A 26,212-nucleotide genomic window follows, 5' to 3' on the forward strand; every position below is an offset into this window, starting at 1 on the left:
GGCATGTTCAACCTGAACGATCCACGCTGGGGTCGAGGCGATGACGCATCCCGCCCTGAAGGTTCGAAGGACGGGCAGGAGCCAGGGCGCGATGACGATTCGCGCCCGCCGCAACGTCCGCCGCGCGGACAGGGCCCCAACCAGGGTCCTCCCGACCTTGACGAACTCTGGCGCGATTTCAACCGCAAGCTCGGTGGTCTGCTGGGCAACAAGGGCGGACGTGGCGGCGGCACAGGCGGGGGCAACGGCTCTGGCGGAGGCATGCCGGGCTTCACGCCCAATCCCAAGACCACCGGCATCGGCGCCGGCCTGATCGTAGGTGTGGCGGTTCTGATCTGGCTGGGCACCGGTTTCTTCATCGTGCAGGAAGGCCAGCAGGCCGTCATCACGCAGTTCGGCAAGTACCACAGTTCGGTGGGCGCGGGTTTCAATTGGCGCTTGCCCTACCCGATCCAGCGCCACGAAACCGTGTTCGTGACCCAGATCCGCTCGGTCGACGTGGGGCGAGACAACGTGGTGCCCGCCACCGGTCTGCGTGAGTCGGCCATGCTCACCGAAGACGAGAACATCGTCGAGATCAAGTTTGCCGTGCAGTACCGCCTCAACGATGCGCGCGCCTTCCTGTTCGAGAGCCGCGACCCTGACGCCTCTGTCGTCAAGGTCGCCGAGACCGCGGTGCGCGAAGTCGTCGGCAAGATGAAGATGGATGCCGCATTGGCCGAAGAGCGCGACCAGATCGCACCGCGCGTGCGCGCCCTCATGCAGAACATCCTCGACCGCTACAAGGTCGGTATCGAAGTGGTTGGCATCAACCTGCAGCAAGGCGGCGTGCGGCCGCCAGAGCAGGTGCAGGCGTCCTTCGACGACGTGCTCAAGGCCGGCCAGGAGCGCGAGCGGGCCAAGAACGAGGCTCAGGCCTACGCAAACGACGTGGTGCCACGCGCGCGAGGCGCCGCCTCCCGCCTGACCGAGGAAGCCGAAGGCTACCGCGCACGCATCGTGGCCCAGGCCGAAGGTGATTCGCAACGTTTCCGCTCGGTGCTGACCGAATACCAGAAGGCGCCCCAGGTGACGCGCGAGCGCATGTACACGGACGCCATGCAGGAGATCTACTCCAATGTGACCAAGGTGCTGGTGGATTCCAAGTCGGGATCCAACCTGCTGTACCTGCCGCTGGACAAGCTCATGCAGATGACCGCCCAGACTGGTGTGGCCACCACACCTGCGACGACCGTTCCGGCGCCCAGCGCTGGCACCACCTCCACGCCCGCTAGCCGCAGCCTCGACAACACCGCGCGCTCGCGTGAGCGCGAAGTCCGCTGAGCCGCCCCACGCGACCCGAGAGCACTCACATGAACAAACTGGGTTTCATCCTTACTTCTCTCATCGTGGCCCTGGCGATTGCCAGTTCCATGCTGTTCGTGGTCGACCAGCGCCAGTTCGGTGTGGTTTTCCAGCTTGGGCAGATCAAACAGGTGGTCACTGAGCCGGGCCTTAACTTCAAGCTGCCCCCACCGTTCCAGAACGTGTCGTATATCGACAAGCGTCTGCTCACGCTGGAGAGCACCGACACCGAGCCAACGCTGACTGCCGAGAAGCAGCGCGTGGTGATCGACTGGTATGTGCGCTGGCGCATCAGTGAGCCGCAGGAATACATCCGCAACGTTGGCATCACCGAGCGTGCGGGCGCCTTGCAGCTCAACCGGGTTGTTCGCAACTCTTTCCAGCAAGAAGTGAACAAGCGCACCGTGAATGAGCTGCTCTCCACGCGGCGAGAAGAACTCATGGCCGACGTCAAGCGCGAAGTGCTGGCCGCCGTTCGTGGTGCAGACAAGCCTTGGGGCATGGACGTGGTGGACGTGCGCATCACGCGCGTGGACTATGCAGAGAGCATCACGGCTTCGGTCTACCAGCGCATGGAAGCTGAACGCAAGCGCGTGGCCAACGAGTTGCGTTCCACCGGCTTTGCCGAGGGCGAGAAGATTCGTGCCGACGCCGACCGGCAGCGCGAGGTGATCGTCTCCGAAGCCTACCGGGCCGCGCAGCTCATCAAGGGCGAGGGCGATGCCAAGGCCGCCGCAGCGTTTTCGGATGCCTTTGGCCGTGACCCGGCTTTTGCCCAGTTTTACCGCAGCCTCGACGCCTACAAGGCCAGCTTTGCCGGCAAGGGCGATGTGCTGGTGGTGGACCCATCGTCCGATTTCTTCAAGGCCTTGCGCAGCAGCAACCTCGCACCCGCCAACCGCTGAGCGCGGGCGGGCCCGGGGCTCCGTTCCCACGCGGCGCCTCCTTGATCCACCGGATCGGTCATGTCTGAACTGTTCTGGCCCGTGCTGGCCCTGGTGCTGATCGTCGAGGGCGTGCTCCCGCTTCTGGCACCCGGTCTGTGGCGTCGCATGTTCTCGGAATTGCTGCGAATGCGAGACGGGCAACTCCGATTCTTTGGTCTCATGAGCATCATTGGCGGTGCTTTGCTCTGGTGGCTGCTCGGCTGATTTCACGCCGGACCCAGGTACCGGGGCCGGTAAAATCACGTTTTTAACAGCTCCTGAAAATGCCCATGTCTGCCTGGGTCCTCCCGGATCACATCGCCGATGTCCTGCCTTCCGAGGCTCGCCACATCGAAGAACTTCGCAGGAGTTTGCTCGACACCGCTCGTGGCTACGGCTACGAGCTGGTGATGCCGCCACTGCTGGAGCACCTGGAATCGTTGCTCACCGGAACCGGCGAAGCCCTCGACCTGCAGACCTTCAAACTGGTTGACCAGCTGTCCGGGCGCACGCTCGGCCTGCGTGCGGACAGCACGCCGCAGGTGGCGCGCATCGACGCCCACCTGCTCAATCGCCAGGGGGTGGCGCGGCTGTGCTACTGCGGCCCGGTGGTGCACACCCGCACCGACCGCCCCTTTGCAAGCCGCGAGCCACTGCAGTTTGGAGCGGAAATTTATGGTCACGCGGGTCAGGAGGCAGACCTCGAAGCCATCGAACTCGCGCAGGCCTGCCTGCGCAGCGCAGGCGTTCAGGGCCTGCAGCTCGACATGGCCGATGTCCGCGTGATCGACGCCGTGCTCGCACCGGTGACACTCAACGCGGCCGACGAAGCGCGCATCCATGCCGCGCTCAACGCCAAGGACGCCGCCGGGCTCGAAGCCTTGGCGAGTGGACTGCCCGATCGCGTGCGCCATGACCTTTGCGCGCTGCCGCGCCTCTTCGGTGGAGTGGATGTGCTGGATGAAGCCCAGCGCATCCTGCAGCCTTCCGAGGCCCTGCACACGGCGCTCCAAGGCCTGCGCTGGCTGGCCTCGCATGCCACGGGCCTGAAGGTCTCGATCGACCTGGCTGATCTTCGTGGCTACGCGTATTACACCGGCATGCGCTTTGCGCTTTTTGCCCACCAGGCGGAAGGTGGAGCAGGGCAGTCGCTCGAGCTCGCGCGCGGCGGCCGCTACGACGAGGTAGGTGCGGTGTTTGGCCGCAACCGCCCTGCCGTGGGTTTCAGCCTCGACCTGAAAGAGTTGGTGGCTGCAGTGGCGCCGCGTCCCCTCAAGGCCGCCATCCGTGCGCCCTGGGGTATGGATGGCGGCCTGCGAGAGGCCATTGCCAAGCTTCGCCGCGAAGGTCACACCGTGGTGTGCGTGCTCCCCGGACACGAACACGAAGTCGACGAATTCCACTGCGACCGCGAACTGGTCGCCGACGCTCGCCAACGCGGGCAATGGTCAGTGCAACACATTCAAACGGAAACCAGCAAATGACGAACAGCAACAGCGCCGTGACCCCAGGGCGCAATGTGGTGGTGGTGGGCACCCAGTGGGGTGACGAGGGCAAGGGCAAGCTGGTCGACTGGCTCACCGAAACCGCCACCGGTGTGGTGCGTTTCCAGGGCGGTCACAACGCCGGTCACACCCTGGTCATCAACGGTGTGAAGACCGCACTGCACCTCATTCCCAGCGGCATCATGCGCGCTGGCGTGAAGTGCTATATCGGCAACGGCGTGGTGCTCTCGGTGGGCAAGCTGTTCGAGGAAATTGCCGGGTTGGAGAAAGCCGGGGTGGAGGTGCGCTCGCGCCTGCGTGTGAGCGAAGGCTGCCCCCTCATCCTGCCGTTCCACGCTGCCATAGACATCGCGCGCGAGGCCGCCAAGGTCAAGGCCGGCTCCGAGAAGATCGGCACCACCGGCCGAGGCATCGGTCCGGCCTACGAAGACAAGATCGCGCGCCGAGCGCTTCGCGTGCAGGACCTGAAATACCCCGAGCGTTTCGCCGCCAAACTGCGCGAGCTGCTCGACCTTCACAACCACCTGCTCACCACCTGGCTGCATTCGGCCGACATGGCCTGGGACGAGAAGATCGCCGCGTACATGAAAGATGGCGCGATCCAGTTCGAGCCGGTGTATGCCGAGGCCATGCGACAGGCCGAGCTGCTAAAGCCCATGATTGCCGACGTCTCGCGCGAACTCAACGAAGCGCACCGCTCCGGCGCCAACCTGCTGTTTGAAGGCGCCCAGGGCACGCTGCTCGATATCGACCACGGTACCTATCCCTTTGTCACTTCCAGCAACTGCGTTGCCGGCAACGCTGCGGCCGGATCGGGCGTAGGCCCCGGCCTGCTGCACTACGTGCTGGGCATCACCAAGGCCTATTGCACCCGCGTGGGTGGCGGACCGTTCCCCACCGAACTGGAATGGGAAAAGGAAGGCACGCCCGGCTGGCACATGGCCACGGTGGGGGCCGAGAAGGGCGTGACCACCGGCCGCAGCCGCCGTTGCGGCTGGTTCGATGCGGCGCTGCTCAAACGCTCGGCGCAGGTCAATGGCCTGACGGGCCTGTGCATCACCAAGCTGGATGTGCTCGATGGCCTGGAGGAGTTGAAGTTGTGCACCGGTTACCGGCTTGACGATGAGGTGATCGACATCCTGCCCATGGGAGCCGAGGACATTGCGCGTTGCGAGCCGATCTACGAAACCTTGCCGGGCTGGAGCGAGACTTCCGTGGGCGTCACTTCCCACGAGAATCTGCCGCTGAATGCGCAGCGCTACCTCAAGCGCATTGAAGAAACCACCGGCGTGCCGATCCATGTGGTCTCGACCAGTCCTGATCGTGACCACACCATCCTGCTCGTCAATCCTTATCATGGCTGAGCGTTTCGCTTGCTTCCCGGACCCCACGTTCGTGCAAAATCCCCTTCCAGCCCCACTCCCGGAGTCCGCATGCTGACCGAAGACGGCAAACACCTCTACGTTTCCTACGATGAGTACCACAACCTGATCGAAAAGCTCGCACTCAAGGTCTACCAGTCCGGCTGGGAGTTCGACACCATCCTGTGCCTGGCGCGGGGCGGCATGCGCCCCGGCGACATCCTTTCCCGCATCTTCGACAAGCCGCTGGCCATCATGTCCACCAGCTCCTACCGAGCTGCTGCCGGCACGCAGCAGGGCAACCTCGACATCGCTCGATACATCACCACGCCCAAGGGCGAGATCGCGGGTCGTGTCTTGCTGGTGGATGACCTGGCCGACTCGGGTCACACGCTCAAGGCCGTGATCGACCTGCTCAAAAACAACTACAAGCCCATCACCGAGATGCGCAGCGCGGTGATCTGGACCAAACAGCTTTCGGCCTTTACGCCCGACTATTCGGTGGAATTCCTACCCACCAACCCCTGGATCCACCAGCCGTTCGAGGGCTACGACAGCATGCGTCCGGCTCAACTCCTCGAAAAGTGGAAGCTCTAGTGGCTGTTTCCACCCCATTCGCACTTGGAAAAATTGTGTGAACAGTCCCTAGTCCAAGTGGCCCCCATGTTCCGCCGCTGCGCGGGTCGCTGCCCCCCCGGGGAACGCTTGTCGCCTTGGGTCGGCCCGCCGGCAAAACATTCATGAACGACGACCTCTCCACCCGCCTGATCCACCACCCGTACAAGCCCCCCGAGGGTTTCGAGGCCGTGGCGCCGGGCGTTCACAAGGCGTCCACCGTCCTCTTTCCCAACGTTCAGGCCCTGCGCACCTACGACTGGAAAGACAAGAGCGGCTACACCTACGGCCTGCACGGAACGCCTACCACCTTCACGCTCGAAGAACGCCTGGCCACGCTGGAGGGCGGCACGCATTGCCTGCTCGCGCCCAGCGGGCTGGCCGCGATGACGCTGGTGGACATGGCTCTGCTGCGAAGCGGCGACGAGCTGCTGATTCCGGACAACGCCTACGATCCCGGCAAGACGTTCGCCGGCGCGGAGCTCGCCGCATGGGGCATCACGCACCGCTTCTACGACGCCATGGACCCCGGAGATCTGGCGAGAAAGATCGGTCCGGCCACTCGCCTGGTGTGGCTGGAAGCGGCCGGTTCCATCACGCTGGAGTACCCGGACATTCCCGCCCTGGTCGAGCAGGTGCGCCGGGCCAACGCCGTGCGCGACCCCGCGCAGGCGATCGTGACCGCGCTGGACAACACCTGGGGAGCGGGGATTGCCTTCAACGCCTTCGATCTGGGTGTGGATGTTTCGGTACACGCCCTCACCAAGTACCCCAGCGGCGGTGCTGACGTGCTCATGGGCTCGGTCATCACCCGCGAACTGGCTTTGCACCGCAAGATCTTGCTGACCCGCATGCGCCTGGGGTTGGGCGTGGGCGCCAACGACGTCGAGCTCGTGCTGCGCGGCCTGCCCAGCATGGCCCTGCGCTACCACGCGCAAGACGCCAGCACACGCGAACTGGCCCGCTGGATGCAGCAGCAGAGCGGGGTGGTGCAAGTCTTGCACCCATCGCTGCCCGGCTCGCCTGGTCACCAGGTATGGCAACGCGATGCTCGCGCGGCGGCATGCCTCTTCAGCGCGGTGTTCGACCCGGCCATATCACAGACCCGCATCGACGCTTTCTGCGACCGCCTGCGCGTGTTTCGCCTTGGCTGGAGCTGGGCTGGCCCCATCAGCCTGTGCGCACCCTATCGGATGACGTCCTCGCGGCAACTGGCCTGGCCGCACGCCGGCGGTCTGGTACGCTTTGCCGTGGGGTTGGAAGCTTTGCATGACTTGCGCGCGGACCTGGCGCAGGCGCTGGAGGCCTTGCAGGCCTGACCCCTTTCCTCACCACAGACCCGAAAGATCGAATTGGCTACTCCCAACTACGGATACGAAAAACGCCAGCGCGAGCTTGCCAAGAAAAAGAAGAAAGAGGAGAAGCTCAAGGCCAAGGCAGCCGGCCGTCGGCACGATGACAGCGACGCGCCCCAGAGCGACGACGCTGGTGCGCCCGATGTGCCCGGGGATGCGCCTGCTGCGGGCGAGGGCTCCGGCAGCGCGGACTGAGTCCCGTCCTTCCCGCACTGCGCATGCGCTCAGGCGTGTGCGGTCGCGGGTGTTTCGCTGGCAATGAGCGCCCTGGCCGCTTCTGCCAGCGCCTGCGGTGAGCGGTCGCGCAACTCGCAGGGCAGGGCCCGCGCGAATTGGCTGAAGTTGCGTGCGATCGACTGACCGTACGTGGGGTCGTAGTGCAGGCGCAGCAAATCGAGCACCACGCCGGGTACCTGCCCGTCATGCACCTGTGCCACCCAGCGCGACACCGTCTCCTTGCCACGCAGTTCCGTCAACGCCTGCAGACGTTCACTGAAGGCCTCGGGGTCCTTCACGAAGAAATCGTAGTCCTCCAGCAGCAGGGCCACTCGCTCCTCGTCACCCAGCCGAAGGTCGATGCAGGGGCTGGCGCGCATGGCGTCCATCAGCGCGTCGGGCACGCGCACATTGCCCACTTTTTTGCTCTCGCTCTCCACGTACACCACGCGCGTCGGATCAAAGGTGCGCAGCGCGTCCCAGATCAGCGTGTCGAAGCGCTTCTGGCTGGGTTGCGCCTGTCCCGGAATGTGGCCTAGCACCGAACTGCGGTGGCAGGCCAGTGCTTCCAGGTCAAGCACTTGAGCCCCCTGCGCCGCCAGTGCATGCAACAAACGTGTCTTGCCACTGCCCGTGGGACCGCAGACCACCCGGTAGGCAAGGCCGCGCGGCAGGTCCGCAAGGTCCTGCACCAAAGCCGCGCGCCAGGCCTTGTAGCCGCCTTCCAGAAGCGTGACGTGAAAGCCGATGGCACTCAGTATGGTGGCGAGCGCACCACTGCGGTTGCCGCCGCGCCAGCAATACAGCAGCGGTTTCCATTCACGTGGCTTGTCGAGCACTTCGCGGTCGATGTGGGCGGCGATGTTCCGCGCCGAGATCGCCGCGCCGCGTTTGCGGGCCTCGAACGGGCTGACCTGCTTGTACATGGTGCCCACGGCGATGCGTTCGGCGTTGTTCAGCGTGGGCCAGTTGATGGCGCCCGGCACGTGGTCGAGCGCAAATTCGTCCTCGGTTCGCGCGTCAATGATGGCGTCGAATTCGGCCAGGCGATGGGTGGCCAGTGCGGCATTCAGGGTGTGGACGGGCATGGTGCCGCGATTATCCGCGTGGCAACAGCTTGCGAAGCTCTGGCCAGACGTTGTCGCGCATGAGCGGCTGCGCCTGTTCATTGGGATGGATGCGGTCACTCTGGAACAGGGCCGTGGGGTCCTGGGTGTCGGCCACGCCCTTGAGGAAGAAGGGCACCAGCGCGGCCTTCTCGGCCTGGGCCACCGTGGTGAACACCTGCCGAAACTCCTGCGCATATTTCGCGCCGTAGTTCGGTGGCATCTCCATGCCCAGCAGCAAGACCTTGGCGCCCGCCTCGCGCGATGAGCGAGCCATGGCGGCCAGGTTGTCACGCGTCATGTGATTGGGCAGGCCGCGCAGGGCGTCATTGCCTCCGAGCTCAATCACCACGACGGCTGGCTTGTGCTGCCTGAGCAAAGCCGCCAGGCGCGAGCGCCCACCCGAGGTGGTGTCGCCGCTGATGCTGGCATTCACCACGCGGGCCTGAACTTTCTCCCGCTTCAGGCGCTCTTCCAGCAGGGCCACCCAGCCCGTGCCGCGCTTGAGCCCATATTCCGCGCTCAGCGAGTCACCCACCACCAGAATCGCGGGCGCGGGTGCCTGAGCTAAGGTGGGAGCCGCCCACCCGGCAAGGGCCAGCACGTTAAAGTGACGACGTTTCAACTTGAGAATTCCTTCCATGGCCGATTCGATGATTGCGGTGCAGCACGTGTTCAAGACGGTGACCGACTCCACCGGTACCCTGACGATTCTGCGTGATATTGATTTCACCCTGAACAAAGGGGAAACCGCCGCCATCGTGGGAGCCTCGGGCTCGGGCAAGAGCACCCTGCTGTCGATCATTGCGGGGTTGGATACGCCCAGCACGGGAACGGTTCACATTGATGGTGTCGATCTCTTCGCCATGGACGAGGACCAGCGCGCCGCGCTGCGTTCGCAGAAGGTGGGGTTCGTGTTCCAGAGCTTCCAGTTGCTGGGCAACCTGACGGCGCTGGAAAACGTGATGCTGCCCCTGGAGCTGGCCGGGCGGCGCGATGCCCGCGCCACTGCCACGCAGATGCTGCAGCGAGTGGGCCTGGGCGAGCGGCTCTCCAGCTACCCCAAGGTACTCTCGGGTGGCGAGCAGCAACGCGTGGCGCTGGCGCGGGCCTTCGTGGTGCAGCCGTCGGTGCTGCTGGCCGACGAGCCCACGGGCAGCCTGGATTTCGCCACCGGCGGCAAAATCATGGAGTTGATGTTCGACCTCAACCGCGAACAGGGCACCACACTGGTGCTCGTCACACACGACCGCGCCATCGCCCGGCGCTGCGAGCGCCGCATCACCATCGAGGCCGGGCAGGTGTTGGCAGAGGCGCTGGTCTGACGAACCGTCAGCGCGATCCACGCAGTTGCCGAACGTCCAGGGCGCTCACCGGCGCAGCCAGATTGCCCCATTGCGTGCGTGCGTAGGTCAGCACGTCGGCAATGTCCTGTTCGCTGAGTTCCAGCACGAAGGGCGGCATGCCGAAAGGGCGCGGGTGGCCGGCGGTGGAAGGGCCAAAGCCGCCCTGGAGCACGGTCTGCAAGGCATTGGCGGGTGAGGCCATGAGCAGCGTGCGGTTGCCCGCCAGGGGTGGGTAGAGTCCAACCCCTTCGCCCTGTGGGCCGTGGCACTGCGCGCAGTGCTGTTCGTAGCGTTCCCCCCCGACGCGAAGGGCGCGTTCATCGGGTGCGTCGGTCGGTGGCGGCGCTGCCACCTGTTGGCGAGGCAACTGCTGCAGGTGGATTGCCATGGCGCGCAGGTCCTCCGGCGTCCAGTGCTGCGTGCTGTGCTGCACCACTTCGGCCATGGGTCCGCTGACACTGGCGCTGCCGGTGCGGCCGTCGCGAAACAAGGCCACGATGGCCTCGAGCGTCCAGTCCTGCACGCCCGCTTCCGCCGGGTCGAGCAGCGATGGTGCGTACCAGTTCTGCAGCGGAATCAGGCCGCCGGCAAGATCGAGCATGTCTCGGTTGCCGCTCAGTGCGTTGCGCGACACGTGGCAGGCGCTGCAATGGCCCAGACCGTTGACGAGGTAGGCGCCACGCCGCACCTCGTCAACCGCCACTGCGTCGTTCGCCGCAGCGGCTGCATCGCCCTGAACGAAGTACAGTGCGCGCCAGACCCGCAAGGCGAGTTGCGTGTTGTAGGGCCAGCGCAGCTCGTCGGCTGGCACGGGAGCATCCGACGGTGGCAGGTTGCTCAGGTAGGCGAACAGCGCGTCGCTGTCCGCGCGGGCGATGCGCGTCGTGTTGTTGAAGGGGAACACCGGGTTGAGCCATCGGCCATCTCGTGACTGGCCATGGTGCAATGCCCGCCAGAAATCATCGGCATTCCACCCGCCCAGCCCTGCTGCGCTGGGGGTGAGGTTGGCGCCAAAGACCTTGCCATACGGGGTGTCGATGGCGCGGCCGCCTGCGAAAGGCGTGCCACCGCGCGCGGTATGGCAACCCTGGCAGTTGCCTTGCACGGCCAGGTAACGGCCACGTTCGATGGTGGTGGTGTCGGGCATCGCCAAAGGGTTGACCGGGGTGATGGCGATGGGCGCAGCGGGCCAGGCCAGCCAGACGCCCACGGCGACCATCGCCAGGGCGGTGATGCCCGTCCGCAGCGAAAACAGTGAGCGCGGCTTCATCGCTGCGCTCCGGGGGGCAGAGCGCTGCCGCAATGCATGGGCAGCGGCGAGGCATCGGGCCGCACAGCATGGGCCTGGGCCGGTACCGGCCGGGAAGCCAGCCAGGCGCTCACGGCGGCAATGTCTTCAGGCGCCAGGCGCTTGGCGACGTCGGCCATGCAATCGGGCGCATGGGCCTGGCGCAGGCCGGTGCGCCAGGCGCCGAGCTGGGCGTTGAGGTAGTCGCGCGGCAGACCCAGCAGACCGGGCGTGGCCGGCAACACGCCGGTGAGCGCCGCGCCGTGGCAGGCCGCACAGGCTGGCAGCTGGCGCGAGGCATCGCCCCGCAGCGCGAGTTGCTCGCCGCGCTGTCGCTGCGCCGGGGTTGCCTGCACGGGCGTTGGTGCCGGGTAGGGCACGTCCAGTGCGGCGAAATATTCGGCAATCTCCAGCAGGTAGGCCTCGCTCAGCGGGTCGACCATCTGCGTCATGAGCGGGTATGCGCGATGGCCATCGCGGAAATTCAACAACTGGTTGTAGAGGTAGCCGGCGGGTTTGCCGGCCAGGCGCGGGTAGTAGCCATCGGCGGCGGCGCGTCCTTGCGGACCATGGCAGGCGGTGCAGGCGATCAGGCGCTGCGCCATGGTGTCTTCGAATGAGAGGGAAGCGGCCGGTTGGGACATCACCCAGCCTGCAGCCAGGACCAAGGCCCGCCAGCCTGGGAAGCGAAATTGGAATTGCATGTTGCGTCGATCATGTCAAAGCCTGATCTGATGCGCAATGTTCAGATATATTGAAAATTCACCATATCAGATGCCATGAACCCTCCCCGTGTTGCCCGCTACCAGCAATTGGCCGAAGAACTCGCCGATGGCATCCGTGCCGGCCTGTTCCGTCCGGGCGAGCGTCTCCCGTCGGTGCGGCAGACCTGTGCGCAACGCGGTGTGAGTCCGTCCACGGTCTTCCAGGCCTATGGGCAACTGGAATCGCAGGGCCTGGTGGAGGCGCGGGCCCGCTCGGGTTTCTATGTGCGGGCGGGCCGGCGCGCGCCGCGTGCCGTGCCGATGGCGGCCCGCCCGCGCGACGAGGCCACCCCGGTGGCGGTGAGCGAACTCGTGTATGCGCTGCTGGACTCCACCCGCGACGCAGACGTGATCCCGCTCGGATCGGCATTTCCAGCGGCGCACCTGTTTCCTTTCGACGCGCTCGCGCGCAGCGGCGCGCGGGCCATGCGCCGGCTACCGGCGGCGCGCATCACCGGCGCACTGACAGCGGGCGACGCGGGGCTGCGGCAGGCGCTGCGGCGGCGCTATGCCTTGCATGGCGTGCCCCTGGGCGAAGACGAGCCCATCATCACCAACGGTGCCATGGAAGCGCTGAACCTGTGTCTGCAGGCGGTGACGAAGCCGGGCGATCTGGTGGTCGTGGAATCACCCACCTTCTACGCCGCGCTGCATGCGCTGGAGCGATTGCACCTCAAGGCCGTGGAGGTGGCCACCGACCCGCGCGAGGGCGTGGATCTGGACGCGCTGGCCGCGTTGCTGGCGCGTCAGCCCGTGGCCGCCTGCTGGTTCATGCCCAGTTTCCAGAATCCATTGGGCGCGCTCATGTCTGCGGCGCGCAAGCAGGCGCTGGTGGAACTGCTGGCCCGCCATCGTGTGCCGCTGATCGAGGACGACGTCTATGGCGAGCTGCATGCAGGCACACGGCGCCCACCGCCGGCCAAGGCGTTTGATCGGGAGGGTTGGGTGCTGCACTGCTCGTCGTTCTCCAAGTGCCTGGCCCCGGGTTACCGCGTCGGCTGGGCTGCCGCAGGGCGGTTTGCGCCCGCGGTGGAGCGGCTGAAGATGATGAGCTCGCTCGCCACCGCTCTGCCGCCGCAACTGGCCCTGGCCGACTACCTGGCGCAAGGCGGATACGACCGACACCTGCGCGGCCTGCGTGAGGCACTCGCTACGCAGCAGCAGCGGGCCTTGCGTCTGGTGGAGCGGCATTTCCCGACCGGCACCCGCGTCACACGCCCACTCGGTGGCTACTTCCTTTGGATGGAGCTGCCCCCCACGGTGGACGCGCTCGCCTTGCACCACCGCGCACGCGAACACGCCATCAGCACCGCACCCGGCGTGCTGTTTTCCGCCGACCGGCGTTTTACCCACCACCTGCGCCTGAACGTGGGCTACCCGGGCGATGCACGCTTCGATGGCGCCTTGCGCCTACTGGGTGAAATGGCCAACGGCACTTGAGCACGGATAATCCGGGCATGTCATCCCCCAAAGTGCTGTTCGGCTTTCACGCCGTGGGCGTGCGCCTGAAGACCGCGCCGCAATCCATCATCGAAATCTATTTCGAGCCCACGCGGCGCGACGCGCGCATGCGCCAGTTTCTGGACAAGGTGCGCGAGGCCAATGTGCGCCTGATCGAAGCCGACGGCCTGCGCATCGCCAAGCTGGCCGGTAGCCATGGCCACCAGGGGGTGGCCGCTCGCGTGGAGGCTGTGGACCAGGCGCGATCGCTCGACGACCTGCTGGAGCAGCTTGAACCCACCGGCGTTGCACCCTTGCTGCTGGTGCTCGACGGCATCACCGATCCGCACAACCTCGGCGCCTGCCTGCGCGTGGCCGATGGTGCCGGCGCCCACGCCGTGATCGCCCCCAAGGACCACGCCGCCGGCATCAACGCCACGGTGGCCAAGGTGGCCAGCGGCGCGGCAGAGACCATGCCGTACTTCATGGTGACCAACCTCGCCCGCACGCTTGGCGAGCTCAAGGAGCGCAACATCTGGGTCATCGGCACCAGCGACGATGCGCCCAGGACGCTCTACCAGGTCGACCTCAAGGGGCCGGTGGCACTGGTGCTCGGTGCCGAAGGCGCGGGCATGCGGCAGCTCACACGCAAGACCTGCGACGAGTTGGTGAGCATTCCCATGGCGGGTGCTGTGGAGAGCCTGAACGTGTCGGTGGCCAGTGGCGTGTGCCTGTACGAGGCGCTGCGGCAGAGAAGCTGAACCGTTCTGGCGTCGGAGGCCGCGTTTCGAGCCCATCCGCAGTGCTTGTGGCGCTGGAACGCCCATCGGAATGGAAGAGTCGTTGCGCGTGCGTGAGGCCAAGGGTTTGGGCGCTGGTGAAAGGCCGTCGACGATCGGAAAATTCGGGCATGACCTACCTGTATCTCGCCATTGCCATCGCCGCCGAAACCATCGCCACCAGCGCGTTGAAGCTGTCCGACAACTTCAGCCGCCTCGTGCCCAGTCTCGTCACCGTGCTGGGCTATGTCATCGCCTTCTATTTTCTGTCGCTGGTGCTGCGCACCATGTCCACAGGGGTGGCGTACGCCATCTGGTCGGGGGTGGGCATCGTGCTCATTTCGCTCATCGGCTGGCTCTGGATGGGGCAGACGCTGAGCGTGCCGACGATGTTCGGGATGGGACTGATCATCGCGGGCGTCGTGATCGTCAACCTGTCTTCCACCGCGCACTGAGTACGGCCACAATGGCCGCTCGCCCACCATACGGAGACACCTATGCCGATCGCCACCCTCGACCTCTGGCACGACCTGGTGCAGACCCGCAATGCCAGAGGCCTGCGCGACCTGCTTGCCGAGGATGTGATTTTCCATTCACCGGTCGTGCACACGCCACAGCCTGGCAAGGCAGTGACCACGCAGTACCTGGCGGCGGCATTTCAGGTGTTCTTCAATGCCTCCTTCCGTTATGTGCGGGAGGTGGTGGGGCCACGCGACGCGGTGCTGGAATTCCAGGTGGAAATCGACGGCATCACCGTCAATGGCGTGGACATGATTCGCTGGAACGATGAAGGCCGCATCGTCGACTTCAAGGTGATGATTCGTCCGCTCAAGGCGATCAACCTGATCCACCAGAAAATGGCGGCCATGCTGCAGGCGAACCAGTAGCCTTTGTCGCGGTCCGGGCGGTCCGGGCGGTCAGACCAGACCCAGGGCGCCGAGCACCGCGCCTGCGCCAATCATCCAAAGCAAGTGCAGCTTCGTGCGCCACACCAGCAGGGTGGCCACTGCTGTGAGCAGCCACAGCCGCCAGTCGCGAGCGGGGTGGTCGTGTGAACCTGTGAGCAGCCAGCCCGTGGCGATCAGCAAGGCAATGACGATGGGCGCCATGCCGGTCTTGAAGGCGCGCACGGCGCGCAGTTCGCGGTTCTGGTGCGCCCAGCGCGTGGCGGTGTAAGTGAGCACTGAAGACGGCAGCAGGATGGCCACCATCGTCACCAGCACGCCGAAAAAGGCCAACGCCCAGGCGACGCCACCGGCCGCGGGGCCACCGCCAGCGTTGAGCCCGACGTTCCAGCCCAGCAGAGCGACGAAGAGCACATTGGGCCCGGGAGCCGCCTGCGAGAGCGCAATGGACGAGGTGAACTGCGAATCGCTGAGCCAGCCGTTCTGGTAGACGAGGTAGCGGTGCATGTCTGGCGCGGTGGTGATGGCTCCACCCACGCCCAGCAGCGACAGCGAAGCGAAATGCGTGAACAGATCGAGCCAGTTGGCGGCGGTGGGTGCCATCATCCCCTGGACTCCTTCTGGCGGTCGGCATCCACGTCGGACAGCACGCGATAGGCCCAGACACAAGCGCCGCCACCGATGCCCAGCAACACCCACAGCAGCGGCCAGCGCAACAGCGCAATGGCCACGAAGGTGAGGGTGGCCAGACCGATGCACACGGCGAGTCCCATGGCGTTTTTGTCGAGCGCGCTGATGAGCTTGATGCCGGTGGCGGTGATGAGGCCGGCGGCCACGGCGCCCATGCCTCGCAACGCGTTCTGAGCCATGGGGTTGTCCGCCACGTTGCCGTAGAGCACGGCCAGCAGCAGCACCGCGACCATGGGAGCGGCCAGCATGCCGGCGAGCGCGGCGAGAGCGCCCGGCAGGCCGAAGTAGCGTCCTCCGATCATCATGGAGAGGTTGACCACGTTGGGCCCCGGCATGATCTGCGCCACGGCCCAGTCCTCCACGAATTGCTCCCGCGTCATCCAGCGTTTTTTCTCCACCAGCTCGCGTTGCACCACGGCAAGCACGCCGCCAAATCCCTGCAGGGCCAGCCAGGTGAACGAGAGAAAGAGGTCGGTTTTCGAGGAGGGCTGCTGCTGTTCCGGGGCGATGGGGGGCTGGGGCTCGGGCATGGTGGCGCTGATTATCGGCGCCACCAGTCGGCCACGTCGTCTCAAAGGTTCAGCGCCCAGGTCTCGCCCACCAGATCTTGTCCATACCCTCGGTAAGGCTCGCTGTGCTCCAGCACGAAACCGCGCCGGGCGTAGATGGCGCGTGCGGCAGTCAGGTTGCTGTTGGTCCACAGCACCATGCGGCGGTAGCCCTTGGCGCGGGCAAAGGCCAGGCACTCATCCGTGAGGCGTGCGCCCAGCCCCAGGCCGCGGGCAGCGGGGCTGAGGATGAGCAGGCGCAGTTGCGCCTCGGTCTCGCTCTTGCGCACCACGAACACGGCGCCCACGCGTTCGCCATTGAGTTCGGCGATCCAGCCGCGTTCGTACACAGGGTCGTGCTGGCGGATCATGCCGGCCACGATTTCGGCGACCAGCGCCTCGAACTCGTTGTTCCAGCCGTACTCGCGTGCGTAGATTTCACCGTGTTGCTGCACCACCCAACCCATGTCCCCTGGGCGTGGGTCGCGCAGCACGGCGGTGTGGGAAGACGGCGCGCCTTGAGACTCCAGCAGGCCCTGGGCTCGGGCGAGTGACGACACCAGCGCGTCGCGCTGCGCCGCTGGCAGCGGGGCCAAGAGGCGGGCGGCTTCTTCACGCGAACGCTGCTGAAGAGGTTCGAACACGGCACGGCCCTCCGGCGTGAGGCTCAGGGCGAGTTGCCTGGCGTCCACCGTGGAGCGTGATCGCGCCACCCACCCGGCTGCGCCAAAGCGTCGCAGGATGCGGCTGAGGTAGCCCGCGTCCAGCAGCAACCGGCGCTTGAGTTCGCTGGCGGTGCAGGGCGCATGGTGCGCCAGCTCATAGAGCACCCGTACCTCGGTGAGCGAGAAATCGCTGCCGAGGTACGGGTCGAGCAGGCCGGTGCGCTGGGTGTAGAAGCGGTTGAAGGCGCGCAGGGCGCGAACTTGCAGGGGATCCACCGGGGCGGTCGTTTCGGGCGGGGTCATGGCCCACATTTTCATCCATATGGTTGACTATGGCAACTATATGGATGTCGTTAGCAATGAAATCAGACCGACATGCCGCCCGACACCTCGATCACCGCGCCATTGACATAGCTGGCCTCGTCGCTGGCCAGGAAAGCGTAGACGTTGGCAATTTCCTCAGGCTGGCCCAGGCGGCGCAGTGGCACCCGGTGCTCCATCTCGGCGATCACTTTGTCGGGGATCGTGGAGAGGATGGGGGTGGTGATGAAGCCGGGCGCCACCGCATTCACACGCACGCCCTTGGGCCCGAGTTCGCGGCTCCAGGTCTTGGTGAAGCCAATCACGCCGAACTTGCTGGCCGCGTAATTGGTCTGCCCGAAGTTCCCGTAGATGCCCACCACCGAGGACGCATTGAGGATCACGCCGCTGCCTTGCCGGGTCATGCCGTCGGCCACCGCCTGCGCGCAATGGAACACGCCCCGCAGGTTGACGTCGATCACGCGATCGAACTGCTCCAGCGTCATCTTCTGCAGGCGGGCGTCCTGCGTGATGCCGGCGTTGTTCACCAGCACGTCGATGCGGCCCAGGCGCTGCTGCACCCGTGCCACGACGTCGTCCACCATGGCGCGCTGGGTCACGTCCATCACGAAACCCATCGCCTGCACGCCCAGGCCTTCGCACTGCTTCACCGCTGCATCCACCCCTGCCTGCTTCACGTCGCAGACCACCACGGTAGATCCTTCCTGGGCGAACTTGCGTGCGGTGGCCAGGCCGATGCCCTGTGCCGCGCCCGTGATCAGGCTGACTTTTGCTTCGAGTCGTTTCATGTTTTTTGTTTTCAGTACACGGGTTGGTGCATGCGGATGGCGTCCTTGTCGGCCTGAGTGAGTTCAAAGCCCTTGCCGTAGGTGGCGGCCAGACTCGCGCAACGCTGCTCGAATGCCTCGATGCCGGTGCCGTAGATGAACTGCATGGCGCCTCCCGTCCAGGCTGGAAAGCCAATGCCAAACAGCGAGCCGATGTTGGCATCGTGCACGCTGGTGAGCACGCCCTCGGACAGGCAGCGCGCGGTCTCCACCGCCTGGCGGTAGAGGAGCCGATCTTTGATGTCCTGCAGATTCCAGGTGAGCGTGGGTTTCTCAAAACGTGCCTTGAGCTCGGGCCAGAGGTGCTTTTTCTGGCCGCTGGGGTACTCGTAGAAGCCGCCGCCGCCGGCGCGGCCGGGGCGCTTGAATTCCTTGACCATGCGCTCCACCAGCCGCTCGCCGGGCGAGGCCTCGTAGGTCCGGCCTTCGCGTGCGAAGTCGGTGCGCGTCTGGTCCAGCACATGCACCGAGAGCGAGAGCGCGGTTTCGTCCAGCACAGCCAGCGGCCCCACCGGCATGCCCACCTGCATGGCTGCGTTCTCGATCACCGGCGCGGGAATGCCTTCGCCCAGCATGGCGGCACCTTCCATGACGAAGGTGCCAAAGGTGCGGCTGGTGTAGAAGCCGCGCGAGTCGTTCACCACGATGGGCAGCTTGCCCAGCGCCTGCACGTAGTCATAGGCGCGGGCCACGGTCTCGTCGTCGGTCTGCTTGCCTCGGATGATCTCCACCAGCTTCATCTTGTCGACCGGGCTGAAGAAATGAATGCCCACGAAGCGCTGCGGCCTGTTGCTGGCTTTCGCCAGGCCCGAGATCGGCAGCGTGGAGGTGTTGCTGGCGAAGAAGCCGCCAGCGGCCAGCATGGGCTCTGCTTCGCGGGTCACGGCGGCCTTGAGTTCGCGGTTCTCGAACACGGCTTCGATGATGAGGTCGCAACCTTTGAGATCGGCGACGTACTGGGTGGCCGTGATCCGATCGAGCACCGCCTTCTGCTCGAACGGGCTCATCTGGCCCTTTTCCACGCGCGGGTCGGTGATCTTCAGGCTGTACGCCTTGCCACGCTGCGCGTTCTCCAGGCTCACGTCTTCCAGCACGGTGGTGATGCCTCGGCTGGCCTGCACGTGGGCGATGCCCGCGCCCATCATGCCGGCACCCAGAATGCCCACGCGTCGCGGAACGTATCGCTGGATGCCCTTGGGGCGCGAATGCCCGCTGCGGATCGCGTTCATGTTGAAGAAGAACGTGTTGATCATGTTCTTCGCCACCGGGCTCACGATGAGCCGCGCCAGGTATCGGCTTTCGATGCGCAGCGCGGTGTCGTAGTCGACCAGTGCGCCCTCGACCATGGCCGCCAGCGCCGCTTCGGGGGCGGGGTAGAGGCCGCGCGTCTTTTGCTTGAGCATGGCAGGCGCCACTGCAAGCATTGCAGCGATCTTCGGGTTGGCGGGCGTGCCGCCGGGCATCTTGTAATCCTTGGCGTCCCAGGGGTGGCGTGGCCTGGGATTGGCCGCGATCCAGGCCAGTGCGGCGCTGCGCAACGCGGCTTGCACGTCGCCTTCGGCCGATACGAGCTCGTGTACCAGGCCGAGGTCGAGTGCCTCGCGCGGGTTGAACAGTTTGCTCTCCAGGATGTAAGGCTGTGCGCCGACGATGCCGAGCAGGCGCGTCATCTTGGTGATGCCTGTGGCGCCGGGGATCAGGCCCAGCGTGATCTCCGGCAGGCCGAGCTGGATCTTCGGATTGTCGACAGCGATGCGGTAGTGCCCCACCAGCGCCACCTCCCACCCGCCGCCGAGTGCCGCACCATTGATGCAGCTCACCACCGGCACGCCGAGGGTCTCCAATGTCCGGAAGTTCTTCTTGGTCTGCTCGATCTCGGTGAACACGCGCGATGCGTCGCTGGCCTTCAGGCGCATGGTCCCCTTGAGGTCGGCACCGGCGAAGAACGTGGATTTGGCCGAGGCCAGAATGATCCCCTTGATGTTGGCCGCATCGCGCATCACCTGCGCCGTGGCCTCGGTCAGGTCGAGCTGCCAGTCGGCGCACATGGTGTTCACCGGCGAGTCGGGCTCGTCAAAGGTGAGGGTGGCGATGCTGTCGGCGAGTTCGTAGCGGATGGTTTTCATGGAGTTTGAGTCTCTGAGTTCACCGTTCGCCCTGAACTTGTCGAAGGGCAGGCGCGTTGCTTCGCATGAAGGCTTCGACAGGCTCAGCCCGAACGGGCTGGGTTGGTGTTCCGATCATCCTGAGCTTGTCGAAGGGCAGGCTCAGCCCGAACGGGCTGGGTTGGTGTTCCGGTCATCCTGAGCTTGTCGAAGGGCAGAGGCGCTGTCCGAACGGCAGTGGGTTAGACGCGCTCGACGATCGTGGCGATGCCCATGCCACCGCCAACGCAGAGCGTGGCCAGGCCGTAGCGCAACTGCCTGCGGTGCAGCTCGTCCACCAGCGTGCCCAGGATCATGGCGCCGGTGGCTCCCAGCGGATGGCCCAGCGCGATGGCTCCACCGTTCACGTTCACCTTCTCGTGCGGCACGCCCATCTCCTTCATGAATTTCATGGGCACGGCTGCAAAGGCTTCGTTCACTTCAAACAGGTCGATCTGGTCGATGGTCAGGCCCGCCTTGGCCAGCGCCTTGCGGGCCGCCGGCATGGGGCCGGTGAGCATGATGGTCGGGTCCGCACCCGAGAGCGCCACCGATACGATGCGCGCGCGCGGCGTGAGGTTGTGGGTCTTGCCTGCGGCCTCGCTGCCGATCAGCATGGCGGTGGCGCCGTCCACGATGCCCGAGGAGTTGCCTGCGTGGTGCACATGGTGAATGCGCTCGACCTGTGGGTAGCGCTGCATGGCCACCGCGTCAAAGCCCATGCCGCCGAGTTGATCGAACGCCGGTTTGAGCGAACCCAGTCCTTCCAGCGTGGTGTGTGGCTTGATGAACTCGTCTTCTTCCAGAATGGTCTGGCCGAGGAAGTCGGTGACAGGTACCACCGAGCCTCTGAAGTGACCGGCCGCGCGCGCGGCAGAGGCGCGCTTCTGGGATTCGAGTGCGAAGGCGTCCACGTCCTCTCGGCTGAAGCCTTCAAGCGTGGCGATCAGATCCGCGCCGATACCCTGCGGCACGAACAAGGTGTCGCTGTTGGTCTGCGGGTCCTGCGCCCAGGCGCCGCCGTCGGAGCCGATGGGCACTCGGCTCATGCTCTCCACGCCGCCGGCCACCACCAGGTCCTCCCAGCCGCTCTTGACTTTCATGGCTGCCAGGTTCACCGCTTCCAGACCGGAAGCGCAGAAGCGGTTGAGTTGCACGCCGGAACAACGCCAGTCCCAGCCGGCCTTGAGCGCGGCCACCTTGGCGATCACGGAACCCTGTTCGCCGATCGGCGAGACCACGCCCATGACGACGTCGTCCACCGCACCGGTGTCGAAACCGTTGCGCTGCTGCAGCCGGGCCAAAACCCCGGCGAGCAGATCGACCGGCTTGACCTCGTGAAGGCTGCCGTCTTTCTTGCCCTTGCCGCGCGGCGTGCGCACGGCATCGAAAACGAAGGCTTCGCTCATGGTGTCTCCTGGGGGAATGCGGATACCGCGAACGAGTATAGACTTTCGCCAAGCAACTGCTTTGTAAAATTCCCCGACACAGTCTGATAGGTGACACCGCCATGATCGACCGCACGCTATTCAACGCCGACCACGAGGCCTTCCGCGACAGTTTCCGCAAGTTCGTGGACAAGGAAATCGCGCCGCACCACGAGGCATGGGAGGAGCAGGGCTACGTGGACCGAGGGGTGTGGCGCAAAGCCGGCGAGAACGGTTTTCTCTGCATGACGCTGCCCGAAGCCTACGGTGGCTCAGGGGTCGACAAGCTCTATTCGGTGGTGCAGATGGAGGAGATCGCGCGCACCGGCTTCTCTGGCATCGGCTTTGGCCTGCACAGCGAGATCGTGGCACCGTACATCCTTCACTACGGCACGGAAGATCAAAAGAAAAAGTACCTGCCCCCGCTCGCCAGTGGCGAGATGGTGGGCGCCATCGCCATGAGCGAGCCCGCGGCCGGCAGCGACCTGCAGGGTGTGAAGTCCACCGCCATTCGGCAAGCCGACGGCAGCTACCTGCTCAATGGCAGCAAGACCTTCATCACCAACGGCTGGCACGCCGACCTGGTGATCGTGGTCGCCAAGACCGACCCCGCCGCAGGCGCCAAGGGCACCAGCCTGCTGCTGGTGGAGCGCGGCATGGCAGGCTTCGAGAAGGGCAAGCGCCTGAAGAAGCTGGGCATGAAGGCGCAGGACACCTCCGAACTCTTCTTCGACAACGTGAAGGTGCCGTCAGAGAACCTGCTCGGTGGACCAGCCATGGAGGGACGCGGCTTCATCTGCCTCATGGAGCAACTGCCCTGGGAGCGCTTGCAGATCGCCATTGGTGCGGTGGCAGCGGCGCAGGCGGCGATCGACTGGACGGTGCAGTACACCCAAGACCGCAAAGTCTTTGGCCAGAGCGTGGCGCAATTTCAGAACACGCGCTACACGCTCGCCGAGTTGCAGACCGAGGTGCAGGTGGCGCGTGTGTTTGTGGACAAATGCTGCGAACTCCTCGGTGGCGACAAGCTCGACACCGCCACGGCGAGCATGGCCAAGTACTGGTGCTCTGACCTGCAGTGCAAGGTGATGGACGAGTGCCTGCAACTTCACGGCGGCTATGGCTACATGTGGGAGTACCCGATCACCCGTGCCTACGCAGACGCACGGGTGCAGCGCATCTATGGCGGCACCAACGAAATCATGAAAGAGGTGATCTCGCGCGGCATGGGGCTGGGCAGCCGCTGACCGCGCATTGAGCTCCGGATCGCGAGAGGGCTTGTTTGCCAACGGCGATCGCCCGCAGGGCATCGGGCCCAGTCGCAACTTTTTACAGAAAAGCCGTCAGATTTCGATGCTGCTGGCCAGCACCACGCCTTCAGGTGCCTCGTGGTCCGCCAGCAGCCAGGCGCGACTGGGGTGGCTGCTGGCGTCCTGAAGCAGCTCACGCAGGAAACGGATGGAGGGCGCGTCCAGTGCGGCGAAGGGCTGGTCGATCAGCGTGAGCGGCGTGCCCGCAGACAACGCGGCCGTGAGCCAGACCTTGCGCCGGCTGCCCGTGGAGAGCATGTACATGGGTTTGCCCAGGTGAGGCCGCAGGCCAAAGCCGTCCACCAGCTCGTTCAGTGTCTCTTTGTCGAACCCTGGATAGTGGTGGCTCAGGCTTTCCAGGTAACCGCCGGCGGCCAGGGCATCGTGCGCTTCGGTTTGTGGGTCGATCCAGAACACGCGGTGGCGGTAGGCGTCGTGCTGGCTGCGCAACGTCACGCCCTGCACGATCAGCTCACCCGCCTCGGGCGCCAGCGCGCCGGCAATCAGGGCGAGCAGGGTGCTCTTGCCGCTGCCGTCGTCACCCCGCACCAGATTCACGCCGGGCGGAAGATCGAAGGACAGGCCGTCAAACAGGAGCCGGCCGGGCCAACTGAATCGCAGGTGACGCACCTGCAACACCGGGTCAATGGGATCGACATTCAAGTCAGTGCTCCAGGAGGTTGAGAGACGAATCGCCAGAAGTGCCCCCCTGCAGTGACCGCGAGGGACGGCTGTGCCGGCCCAAGCTGCTGTTCCCCTTCCCTTCGGGTTGCGGCCAAAAAGGCCTTGCGCGGTGTTGCGAAGCCTTGCCGGGGGAAAACCCCGGCTGCGTTTCGCGCCTTGCGCATGGCCTTTTTGATCCGCAACGCATCTTTGAAAAATAGTGTGAACAGGCCTTAGTACCCGATCGAGTAGCGCAGCCCCTGGTGGTTGAGCACGGCACTGCGCTGACCGATGGTCTCCAGCCTCAGGCCGGGAGCGATCTCCTGGCCTTCCTGCACCACCTTGCCATTGACGATGAGCATGCGCACGGCGGCGTCTTTGGAGTAGGTGGCGCCGCTCACGTTGACGGCGGGCAGTTGGGCACGTGCTTCGGGCGAGAGTTCAGCGAAGCTGCGCACCGGCGCCGTGGAAGCCGGTTCGGCGGGACCCTGCGCGGTTGAAGCGTTCGCTGCGGGCGCAGGCGCCTTCGCAGTGGCCGTCGCATTTTTGGGTGGAGCAACCGGCTCGGCACGTGGCGGCGCGAGGATGGGCAACACCGGTTCAGGCCGTGCGGCCACGGGCGGTGGGTTGATCACGGTGGGTGCCGGTTCCTGCGAGGTGGGCGCTGGCGGGGCTATTGGAGCGGTGGGCATGGATTCCACCGAGGGTGGTTGCCACCACCACAGTGCCAGCACCACGCACAGGCCCATGCCCACTGCCAGCACCACATGCCAGGGGCGCCAGCGCCGCGTCTGCACGGGCTTTCGGCTGGCCGGTGGGACCCGCTGGCTGTTGAGGCCGGGCACATGGCCGCGCTCGCGCTCGGCGTCGGCGCGTTGGAGTGCATCGAGGATGTAGGACATATCGGGCAGATGAACTCAGGAACCCGGCGCGGACAGGCGCGGCTCGTCCACACCGCTGGCCTGGTTCACCTGCATGAAGGTGATAGGCCCGGCCAGCCCTGCGGCGTCGATGCCATTGACGCGCTGGAAAGCCTGGATGCGGGCGGTGAGATTGTTGGACGTGGGCGGTACCTTGCCGATCGCCTGCAGGCCAGCAATGCGACTGCCCAGCCATTCCCCTGCCGCACCAGTGCGCCCGTCCACCAGGCGCCCTTTCTGGCCAGGCGGCGTGCGCCACAAAGTGACAAAGTCGCCGCGCCAGACATCGGCCAGCGCGGTCAGCGGCATCAGCCAGCGCTGCCCCCGCGCCTGCAGCGTGACCGCGTCGCCGGTCAGTGAGGTCACAAGCGCCAGCCCAGTCCCTTCGGGCAGCCGCAAGGTGACGATGCCAGGCCGGTCGAGCTGGTGCAATCCACTCAAGGTGAGGCGGTCGGTGCGGTAGCACTGGAGTTCCGCGCGCTGGGCAATGGCGCAGGGCTCGCCAGATTCCAGTTCCTGCCCCCAAAGCGGGCCGAGCTCTCGCAGCGCCTGCGCTTCAGCGGTGTGGAGATCGGCCACCGGGGGCGGCCCGCTGGGCAGGGCGGCAGGTGCGGTGGCGGGTGGAGGATCTGCGGGCGCCTGTGCCGCCACCGGCGCGCTGGCCGCCGGAGCGGCAGGCACCGCTTGGGCTTGCGCGGGCGGCTGGGCCGAGAGCGCTGCGCCAGGGCGGGTGTGTGGCTGGTTCCAGAACCAGAAGGCGGCACCCGCGAGCACCACCCCGGCCAGCAGGCCTGCGCCCAGCAGGCCCACGGTCGAGGTTCGCGCCGGGGCACGTGCGGCGCGGCGGCGCACCACGGGCGCCGGCGCATCGGACTCGAAGACCTCGCGGGCCGCCTTGTCCACCACCACACGGTCCACGCGCGGCTGGTGCGTGGCATAGGCGCCGAGCAGGGCGCGGTCGCAAAGCAGGTTGATGCGGCGCGGCACGCCGCGTGCAATCTCGTGGATGCGCTGGATGGCCTGGCTGGAGAAGGGCAAGGGACCGCGCAGGCCTGCAACCTGCATGCGGTGCTGGATGTACTGCAGCGTCTCGGCTTCGTTGAGCGCGCCCAGGTGAAAGCGTGCAATCACGCGCTGGGCGAGTTGTTCGAGCTCGGGTCGCGCCAGCACGGAGCGCAGCTCGGGCTGGCCGATCAGGATGATCTGCAGCAGCTTGCGTTCGCTCGTCTCAAGGTTGGTCAGCAGGCGGAGCTGTTCCAGCACATGGGGCGTGAGGTTCTGTGCCTCGTCAATGATGAGCACGTTGCGCTCGCCGTTCGCATGGCTCTTGAGCAGGTACTCGTTGAGCGGGTCGAGGTAGTCCTTGATGGTGGCTGGGCCAATGCCCTCGTGCCGCACCTCGACGTTGAACTCGTGGCAGATGGTCTTGAGCAGGTCGCCAACGGTCAGCTTGGGGTTGAAGATGTACGCCACCCGGCAACGCTCGGGGATCTGCTCCAGGAAGCAGCGACAGATGGTGGTCTTGCCGGCACCAATCTCGCCACTGAGCAGCACGAAGCCGCCGCCGCCCCGGATGCCGTAGAGCAGGTGCGCCAAGGCCTCGCGGTGGCGCTCGCTCATGAAGAGGTAGCGCGGGTCCGGCGCGATGGAAAACGGGTCCTGCTTCAGCCCGAAAAATTCGGCGTACATCCCCAGAGCATAACGGCGCACCCTGGGGTGGGCAACGCCGGGCGGCCAGCGAGCCGCC

General features: G+C 65.7%; 27 protein-coding genes. 14 read left to right on the plus strand and 13 right to left on the minus strand.

Going from position 1 to position 26,212, the window contains the following annotated elements; translation table 11 throughout:
• Positions 1-3 precede the first annotated feature (3 nt).
• The 8 genes from hflK (at position 4) to AB7F11_RS08685 (ending at position 7,301) form a co-directional block, all read left to right on the plus strand.
• Positions 4-1,323, plus strand: a complete 1,320-nt coding sequence (gene hflK, locus AB7F11_RS08650) for an FtsH protease activity modulator HflK (protein ID WP_428289803.1) — start codon at positions 4-6, stop codon at positions 1,321-1,323.
• Positions 1,324-1,352: 29 nt separating this feature from the next.
• Positions 1,353-2,249, plus strand: coding sequence for a protease modulator HflC (gene hflC, locus AB7F11_RS08655; RefSeq protein WP_428289784.1), 897 nt, complete (start codon positions 1,353-1,355; stop codon positions 2,247-2,249).
• Positions 2,250-2,309: 60 nt separating this feature from the next.
• Positions 2,310-2,495: a DUF2065 domain-containing protein gene (locus tag AB7F11_RS08660; protein ID WP_428289783.1), complete on the plus strand. Its 186-nt coding sequence runs from the start codon at positions 2,310-2,312 to the stop codon at positions 2,493-2,495.
• A 65-nt stretch (positions 2,496-2,560) separates the two neighbouring features.
• Positions 2,561-3,754, plus strand: a complete 1,194-nt coding sequence (locus tag AB7F11_RS08665) for an ATP phosphoribosyltransferase regulatory subunit (protein ID WP_428289782.1) — start codon at positions 2,561-2,563, stop codon at positions 3,752-3,754.
• Positions 3,751-5,139: an adenylosuccinate synthase gene (locus AB7F11_RS08670; RefSeq protein ID WP_428289781.1), complete on the plus strand. Its 1,389-nt coding sequence runs from the start codon at positions 3,751-3,753 to the stop codon at positions 5,137-5,139. The genes AB7F11_RS08665 and AB7F11_RS08670 overlap by 4 nt, the downstream gene beginning before the upstream one ends.
• A gap of 69 nt (positions 5,140-5,208) precedes the next feature.
• Positions 5,209-5,733 (plus strand): phosphoribosyltransferase, encoded by a 525-nt coding sequence (locus AB7F11_RS08675; RefSeq protein WP_428289780.1) that lies wholly within the window; start codon positions 5,209-5,211, stop codon positions 5,731-5,733.
• 143 nt (positions 5,734-5,876) lie between these two features.
• A complete protein-coding gene (locus tag AB7F11_RS08680; RefSeq protein ID WP_428289779.1) occupies positions 5,877-7,070 on the plus strand; it encodes a PLP-dependent transferase in 1,194 nt (397 codons plus the stop codon).
• A gap of 33 nt (positions 7,071-7,103) precedes the next feature.
• Positions 7,104-7,301 (plus strand): hypothetical protein, encoded by a 198-nt coding sequence (locus AB7F11_RS08685; protein ID WP_428289778.1) that lies wholly within the window; start codon positions 7,104-7,106, stop codon positions 7,299-7,301.
• 29 nt (positions 7,302-7,330) lie between these two features.
• On the opposite strand, the gene mnmH is transcribed toward AB7F11_RS08685, so the two are convergent.
• Both mnmH and AB7F11_RS08695 read right to left on the minus strand, forming a co-directional pair.
• A complete protein-coding gene (gene mnmH / locus AB7F11_RS08690; RefSeq protein ID WP_428289777.1) occupies positions 7,331-8,410 on the minus strand; it encodes a tRNA 2-selenouridine(34) synthase MnmH in 1,080 nt (359 codons plus the stop codon).
• A gap of 10 nt (positions 8,411-8,420) precedes the next feature.
• Positions 8,421-9,071, minus strand: coding sequence for an arylesterase (locus tag AB7F11_RS08695; RefSeq protein WP_428289776.1), 651 nt, complete (start codon positions 9,069-9,071; stop codon positions 8,421-8,423).
• Here AB7F11_RS08695 and AB7F11_RS08700 point away from each other — a divergent pair.
• Positions 9,070-9,753: an ABC transporter ATP-binding protein gene (locus AB7F11_RS08700; RefSeq protein WP_428289775.1), complete on the plus strand. Its 684-nt coding sequence runs from the start codon at positions 9,070-9,072 to the stop codon at positions 9,751-9,753. The two genes, AB7F11_RS08695 and AB7F11_RS08700, sit on opposite strands and share 2 nt — an antisense overlap.
• A 7-nt stretch (positions 9,754-9,760) precedes the next feature.
• Here the strand turns inward: AB7F11_RS08700 and AB7F11_RS08705 are convergent, their stop codons facing one another.
• Together AB7F11_RS08705 and AB7F11_RS08710 are read right to left on the minus strand one after the other, a co-directional pair.
• Complete coding sequence (locus tag AB7F11_RS08705; RefSeq protein WP_428289774.1) at positions 9,761-11,044, minus strand: c-type cytochrome; 1,284 nt, start codon at positions 11,042-11,044, stop codon at positions 9,761-9,763.
• Positions 11,041-11,766, minus strand: coding sequence for a c-type cytochrome (locus tag AB7F11_RS08710; RefSeq protein ID WP_428289773.1), 726 nt, complete (start codon positions 11,764-11,766; stop codon positions 11,041-11,043). The genes AB7F11_RS08705 and AB7F11_RS08710 overlap by 4 nt, the downstream gene beginning before the upstream one ends.
• A gap of 75 nt (positions 11,767-11,841) precedes the next feature.
• Here AB7F11_RS08710 and AB7F11_RS08715 point away from each other — a divergent pair, with 75 nt between their 5' ends.
• The 4 genes from AB7F11_RS08715 to AB7F11_RS08730 all read left to right on the plus strand — a co-directional run bounded on the left by AB7F11_RS08715 (position 11,842) and on the right by AB7F11_RS08730 (position 14,932).
• Entirely contained in the window at positions 11,842-13,266 is a 1,425-nt protein-coding gene (locus AB7F11_RS08715) for a PLP-dependent aminotransferase family protein (protein WP_428289772.1), read from the plus strand.
• Between the two features lie 17 nt (positions 13,267-13,283).
• Complete coding sequence (rlmB, locus tag AB7F11_RS08720) at positions 13,284-14,027, plus strand: 23S rRNA (guanosine(2251)-2'-O)-methyltransferase RlmB (RefSeq protein ID WP_428289771.1); 744 nt, start codon at positions 13,284-13,286, stop codon at positions 14,025-14,027.
• A 149-nt stretch (positions 14,028-14,176) separates the two neighbouring features.
• Positions 14,177-14,500, plus strand: a complete 324-nt coding sequence (locus AB7F11_RS08725; RefSeq protein ID WP_428289770.1) for a DMT family transporter — start codon at positions 14,177-14,179, stop codon at positions 14,498-14,500.
• 42 nt (positions 14,501-14,542) lie between these two features.
• A complete protein-coding gene (locus AB7F11_RS08730; RefSeq protein ID WP_428289769.1) occupies positions 14,543-14,932 on the plus strand; it encodes a nuclear transport factor 2 family protein in 390 nt (129 codons plus the stop codon).
• Positions 14,933-14,962: 30 nt separating this feature from the next.
• Here AB7F11_RS08730 and AB7F11_RS08735 read toward each other — a convergent pair whose 3' ends face one another.
• The 6 genes from AB7F11_RS08735 to AB7F11_RS08760 all read right to left on the minus strand — a co-directional run bounded on the left by AB7F11_RS08735 (position 14,963) and on the right by AB7F11_RS08760 (position 21,554).
• On the minus strand, positions 14,963-15,556 hold the full coding sequence (locus tag AB7F11_RS08735) for a chromate transporter (RefSeq protein ID WP_428289768.1): 594 nt from the start codon (positions 15,554-15,556) through the stop codon (positions 14,963-14,965).
• Positions 15,553-16,170, minus strand: a complete 618-nt coding sequence (locus AB7F11_RS08740; RefSeq protein WP_428289767.1) for a chromate transporter — start codon at positions 16,168-16,170, stop codon at positions 15,553-15,555. Before AB7F11_RS08740 ends, AB7F11_RS08735 begins: the two co-directional genes overlap by 4 nt.
• A gap of 41 nt (positions 16,171-16,211) precedes the next feature.
• On the minus strand, positions 16,212-17,156 hold the full coding sequence (locus AB7F11_RS08745; protein ID WP_428289766.1) for a bifunctional helix-turn-helix transcriptional regulator/GNAT family N-acetyltransferase: 945 nt from the start codon (positions 17,154-17,156) through the stop codon (positions 16,212-16,214).
• A gap of 62 nt (positions 17,157-17,218) precedes the next feature.
• Complete coding sequence (gene fabG, locus AB7F11_RS08750; protein WP_428289765.1) at positions 17,219-17,962, minus strand: 3-oxoacyl-ACP reductase FabG; 744 nt, start codon at positions 17,960-17,962, stop codon at positions 17,219-17,221.
• An 11-nt stretch (positions 17,963-17,973) separates the two neighbouring features.
• Positions 17,974-20,127, minus strand: a complete 2,154-nt coding sequence (locus tag AB7F11_RS08755) for a 3-hydroxyacyl-CoA dehydrogenase NAD-binding domain-containing protein (protein ID WP_428289764.1) — start codon at positions 20,125-20,127, stop codon at positions 17,974-17,976.
• Between the two features lie 221 nt (positions 20,128-20,348).
• Entirely contained in the window at positions 20,349-21,554 is a 1,206-nt protein-coding gene (locus tag AB7F11_RS08760) for an acetyl-CoA C-acetyltransferase (RefSeq protein WP_428289763.1), read from the minus strand.
• 101 nt (positions 21,555-21,655) lie between these two features.
• Here AB7F11_RS08760 and AB7F11_RS08765 point away from each other — a divergent pair, with 101 nt between their 5' ends.
• On the plus strand, positions 21,656-22,819 hold the full coding sequence (locus AB7F11_RS08765) for an acyl-CoA dehydrogenase family protein (protein ID WP_428289762.1): 1,164 nt from the start codon (positions 21,656-21,658) through the stop codon (positions 22,817-22,819).
• A 96-nt stretch (positions 22,820-22,915) separates the two neighbouring features.
• On the opposite strand, the gene AB7F11_RS08770 is transcribed toward AB7F11_RS08765, so the two are convergent.
• From AB7F11_RS08770 to AB7F11_RS08780, 3 genes are all read right to left on the minus strand, one after another.
• Positions 22,916-23,545: an ABC transporter ATP-binding protein gene (locus AB7F11_RS08770; RefSeq protein ID WP_428289761.1), complete on the minus strand. Its 630-nt coding sequence runs from the start codon at positions 23,543-23,545 to the stop codon at positions 22,916-22,918.
• 233 nt (positions 23,546-23,778) lie between these two features.
• A complete protein-coding gene (locus tag AB7F11_RS08775) occupies positions 23,779-24,447 on the minus strand; it encodes a general secretion pathway protein GspB (protein WP_428289760.1) in 669 nt (222 codons plus the stop codon).
• 15 nt (positions 24,448-24,462) lie between these two features.
• Positions 24,463-26,154: an ExeA family protein gene (locus tag AB7F11_RS08780; protein WP_428289759.1), complete on the minus strand. Its 1,692-nt coding sequence runs from the start codon at positions 26,152-26,154 to the stop codon at positions 24,463-24,465.
• Positions 26,155-26,212: the final 58 nt, after the last annotated feature.

It is taken from the genome of Hydrogenophaga sp., assembly GCF_050250835.1.
Classification (GTDB): domain Bacteria; phylum Pseudomonadota; class Gammaproteobacteria; order Burkholderiales; family Burkholderiaceae_C; genus Hydrogenophaga.

Excerpts from the sequence above, each read along its gene's own strand:
- AB7F11_RS08740 (WP_428289767.1), bottom strand. The coding sequence starts at position 16,170 with ATGCCCGAGCCCCAGCCCCCCATCGCCCCGGAACAGCAGCAGCCCTCC.
- AB7F11_RS08695 (WP_428289776.1), bottom strand. The coding sequence starts at position 9,071 with ATGGAAGGAATTCTCAAGTTGAAACGTCGTCACTTTAACGTGCTGGCC.
- AB7F11_RS08735 (WP_428289768.1), bottom strand. The coding sequence starts at position 15,556 with ATGATGGCACCCACCGCCGCCAACTGGCTCGATCTGTTCACGCATTTC.
- AB7F11_RS08755 (WP_428289764.1), bottom strand. The coding sequence starts at position 20,127 with ATGAAAACCATCCGCTACGAACTCGCCGACAGCATCGCCACCCTCACC.
- AB7F11_RS08670 (WP_428289781.1), top strand. The coding sequence starts at position 3,751 with ATGACGAACAGCAACAGCGCCGTGACCCCAGGGCGCAATGTGGTGGTG.
- AB7F11_RS08665 (WP_428289782.1), top strand. The coding sequence starts at position 2,561 with ATGTCTGCCTGGGTCCTCCCGGATCACATCGCCGATGTCCTGCCTTCC.
- AB7F11_RS08765 (WP_428289762.1), top strand. The coding sequence starts at position 21,656 with ATGATCGACCGCACGCTATTCAACGCCGACCACGAGGCCTTCCGCGAC.
- rlmB (WP_428289771.1), top strand. The coding sequence starts at position 13,284 with ATGTCATCCCCCAAAGTGCTGTTCGGCTTTCACGCCGTGGGCGTGCGC.
- AB7F11_RS08675 (WP_428289780.1), top strand. The coding sequence starts at position 5,209 with ATGCTGACCGAAGACGGCAAACACCTCTACGTTTCCTACGATGAGTAC.
- hflK (WP_428289803.1), top strand. The coding sequence starts at position 4 with ATGTTCAACCTGAACGATCCACGCTGGGGTCGAGGCGATGACGCATCC.
- AB7F11_RS08775 (WP_428289760.1), bottom strand. The coding sequence starts at position 24,447 with ATGTCCTACATCCTCGATGCACTCCAACGCGCCGACGCCGAGCGCGAG.
- hflC (WP_428289784.1), top strand. The coding sequence starts at position 1,353 with ATGAACAAACTGGGTTTCATCCTTACTTCTCTCATCGTGGCCCTGGCG.
- mnmH (WP_428289777.1), bottom strand. The coding sequence starts at position 8,410 with ATGCCCGTCCACACCCTGAATGCCGCACTGGCCACCCATCGCCTGGCC.
- AB7F11_RS08700 (WP_428289775.1), top strand. The coding sequence starts at position 9,070 with ATGGCCGATTCGATGATTGCGGTGCAGCACGTGTTCAAGACGGTGACC.
- AB7F11_RS08710 (WP_428289773.1), bottom strand. The coding sequence starts at position 11,766 with ATGCAATTCCAATTTCGCTTCCCAGGCTGGCGGGCCTTGGTCCTGGCT.
- fabG (WP_428289765.1), bottom strand. The coding sequence starts at position 17,962 with ATGAAACGACTCGAAGCAAAAGTCAGCCTGATCACGGGCGCGGCACAG.
- AB7F11_RS08745 (WP_428289766.1), bottom strand. The coding sequence starts at position 17,156 with ATGACCCCGCCCGAAACGACCGCCCCGGTGGATCCCCTGCAAGTTCGC.
- AB7F11_RS08780 (WP_428289759.1), bottom strand. The coding sequence starts at position 26,154 with ATGTACGCCGAATTTTTCGGGCTGAAGCAGGACCCGTTTTCCATCGCG.
- AB7F11_RS08760 (WP_428289763.1), bottom strand. The coding sequence starts at position 21,554 with ATGAGCGAAGCCTTCGTTTTCGATGCCGTGCGCACGCCGCGCGGCAAG.
- AB7F11_RS08725 (WP_428289770.1), top strand. The coding sequence starts at position 14,177 with ATGACCTACCTGTATCTCGCCATTGCCATCGCCGCCGAAACCATCGCC.
- AB7F11_RS08680 (WP_428289779.1), top strand. The coding sequence starts at position 5,877 with ATGAACGACGACCTCTCCACCCGCCTGATCCACCACCCGTACAAGCCC.
- AB7F11_RS08715 (WP_428289772.1), top strand. The coding sequence starts at position 11,842 with ATGAACCCTCCCCGTGTTGCCCGCTACCAGCAATTGGCCGAAGAACTC.
- AB7F11_RS08705 (WP_428289774.1), bottom strand. The coding sequence starts at position 11,044 with ATGAAGCCGCGCTCACTGTTTTCGCTGCGGACGGGCATCACCGCCCTG.
- AB7F11_RS08660 (WP_428289783.1), top strand. The coding sequence starts at position 2,310 with ATGTCTGAACTGTTCTGGCCCGTGCTGGCCCTGGTGCTGATCGTCGAG.
- AB7F11_RS08730 (WP_428289769.1), top strand. The coding sequence starts at position 14,543 with ATGCCGATCGCCACCCTCGACCTCTGGCACGACCTGGTGCAGACCCGC.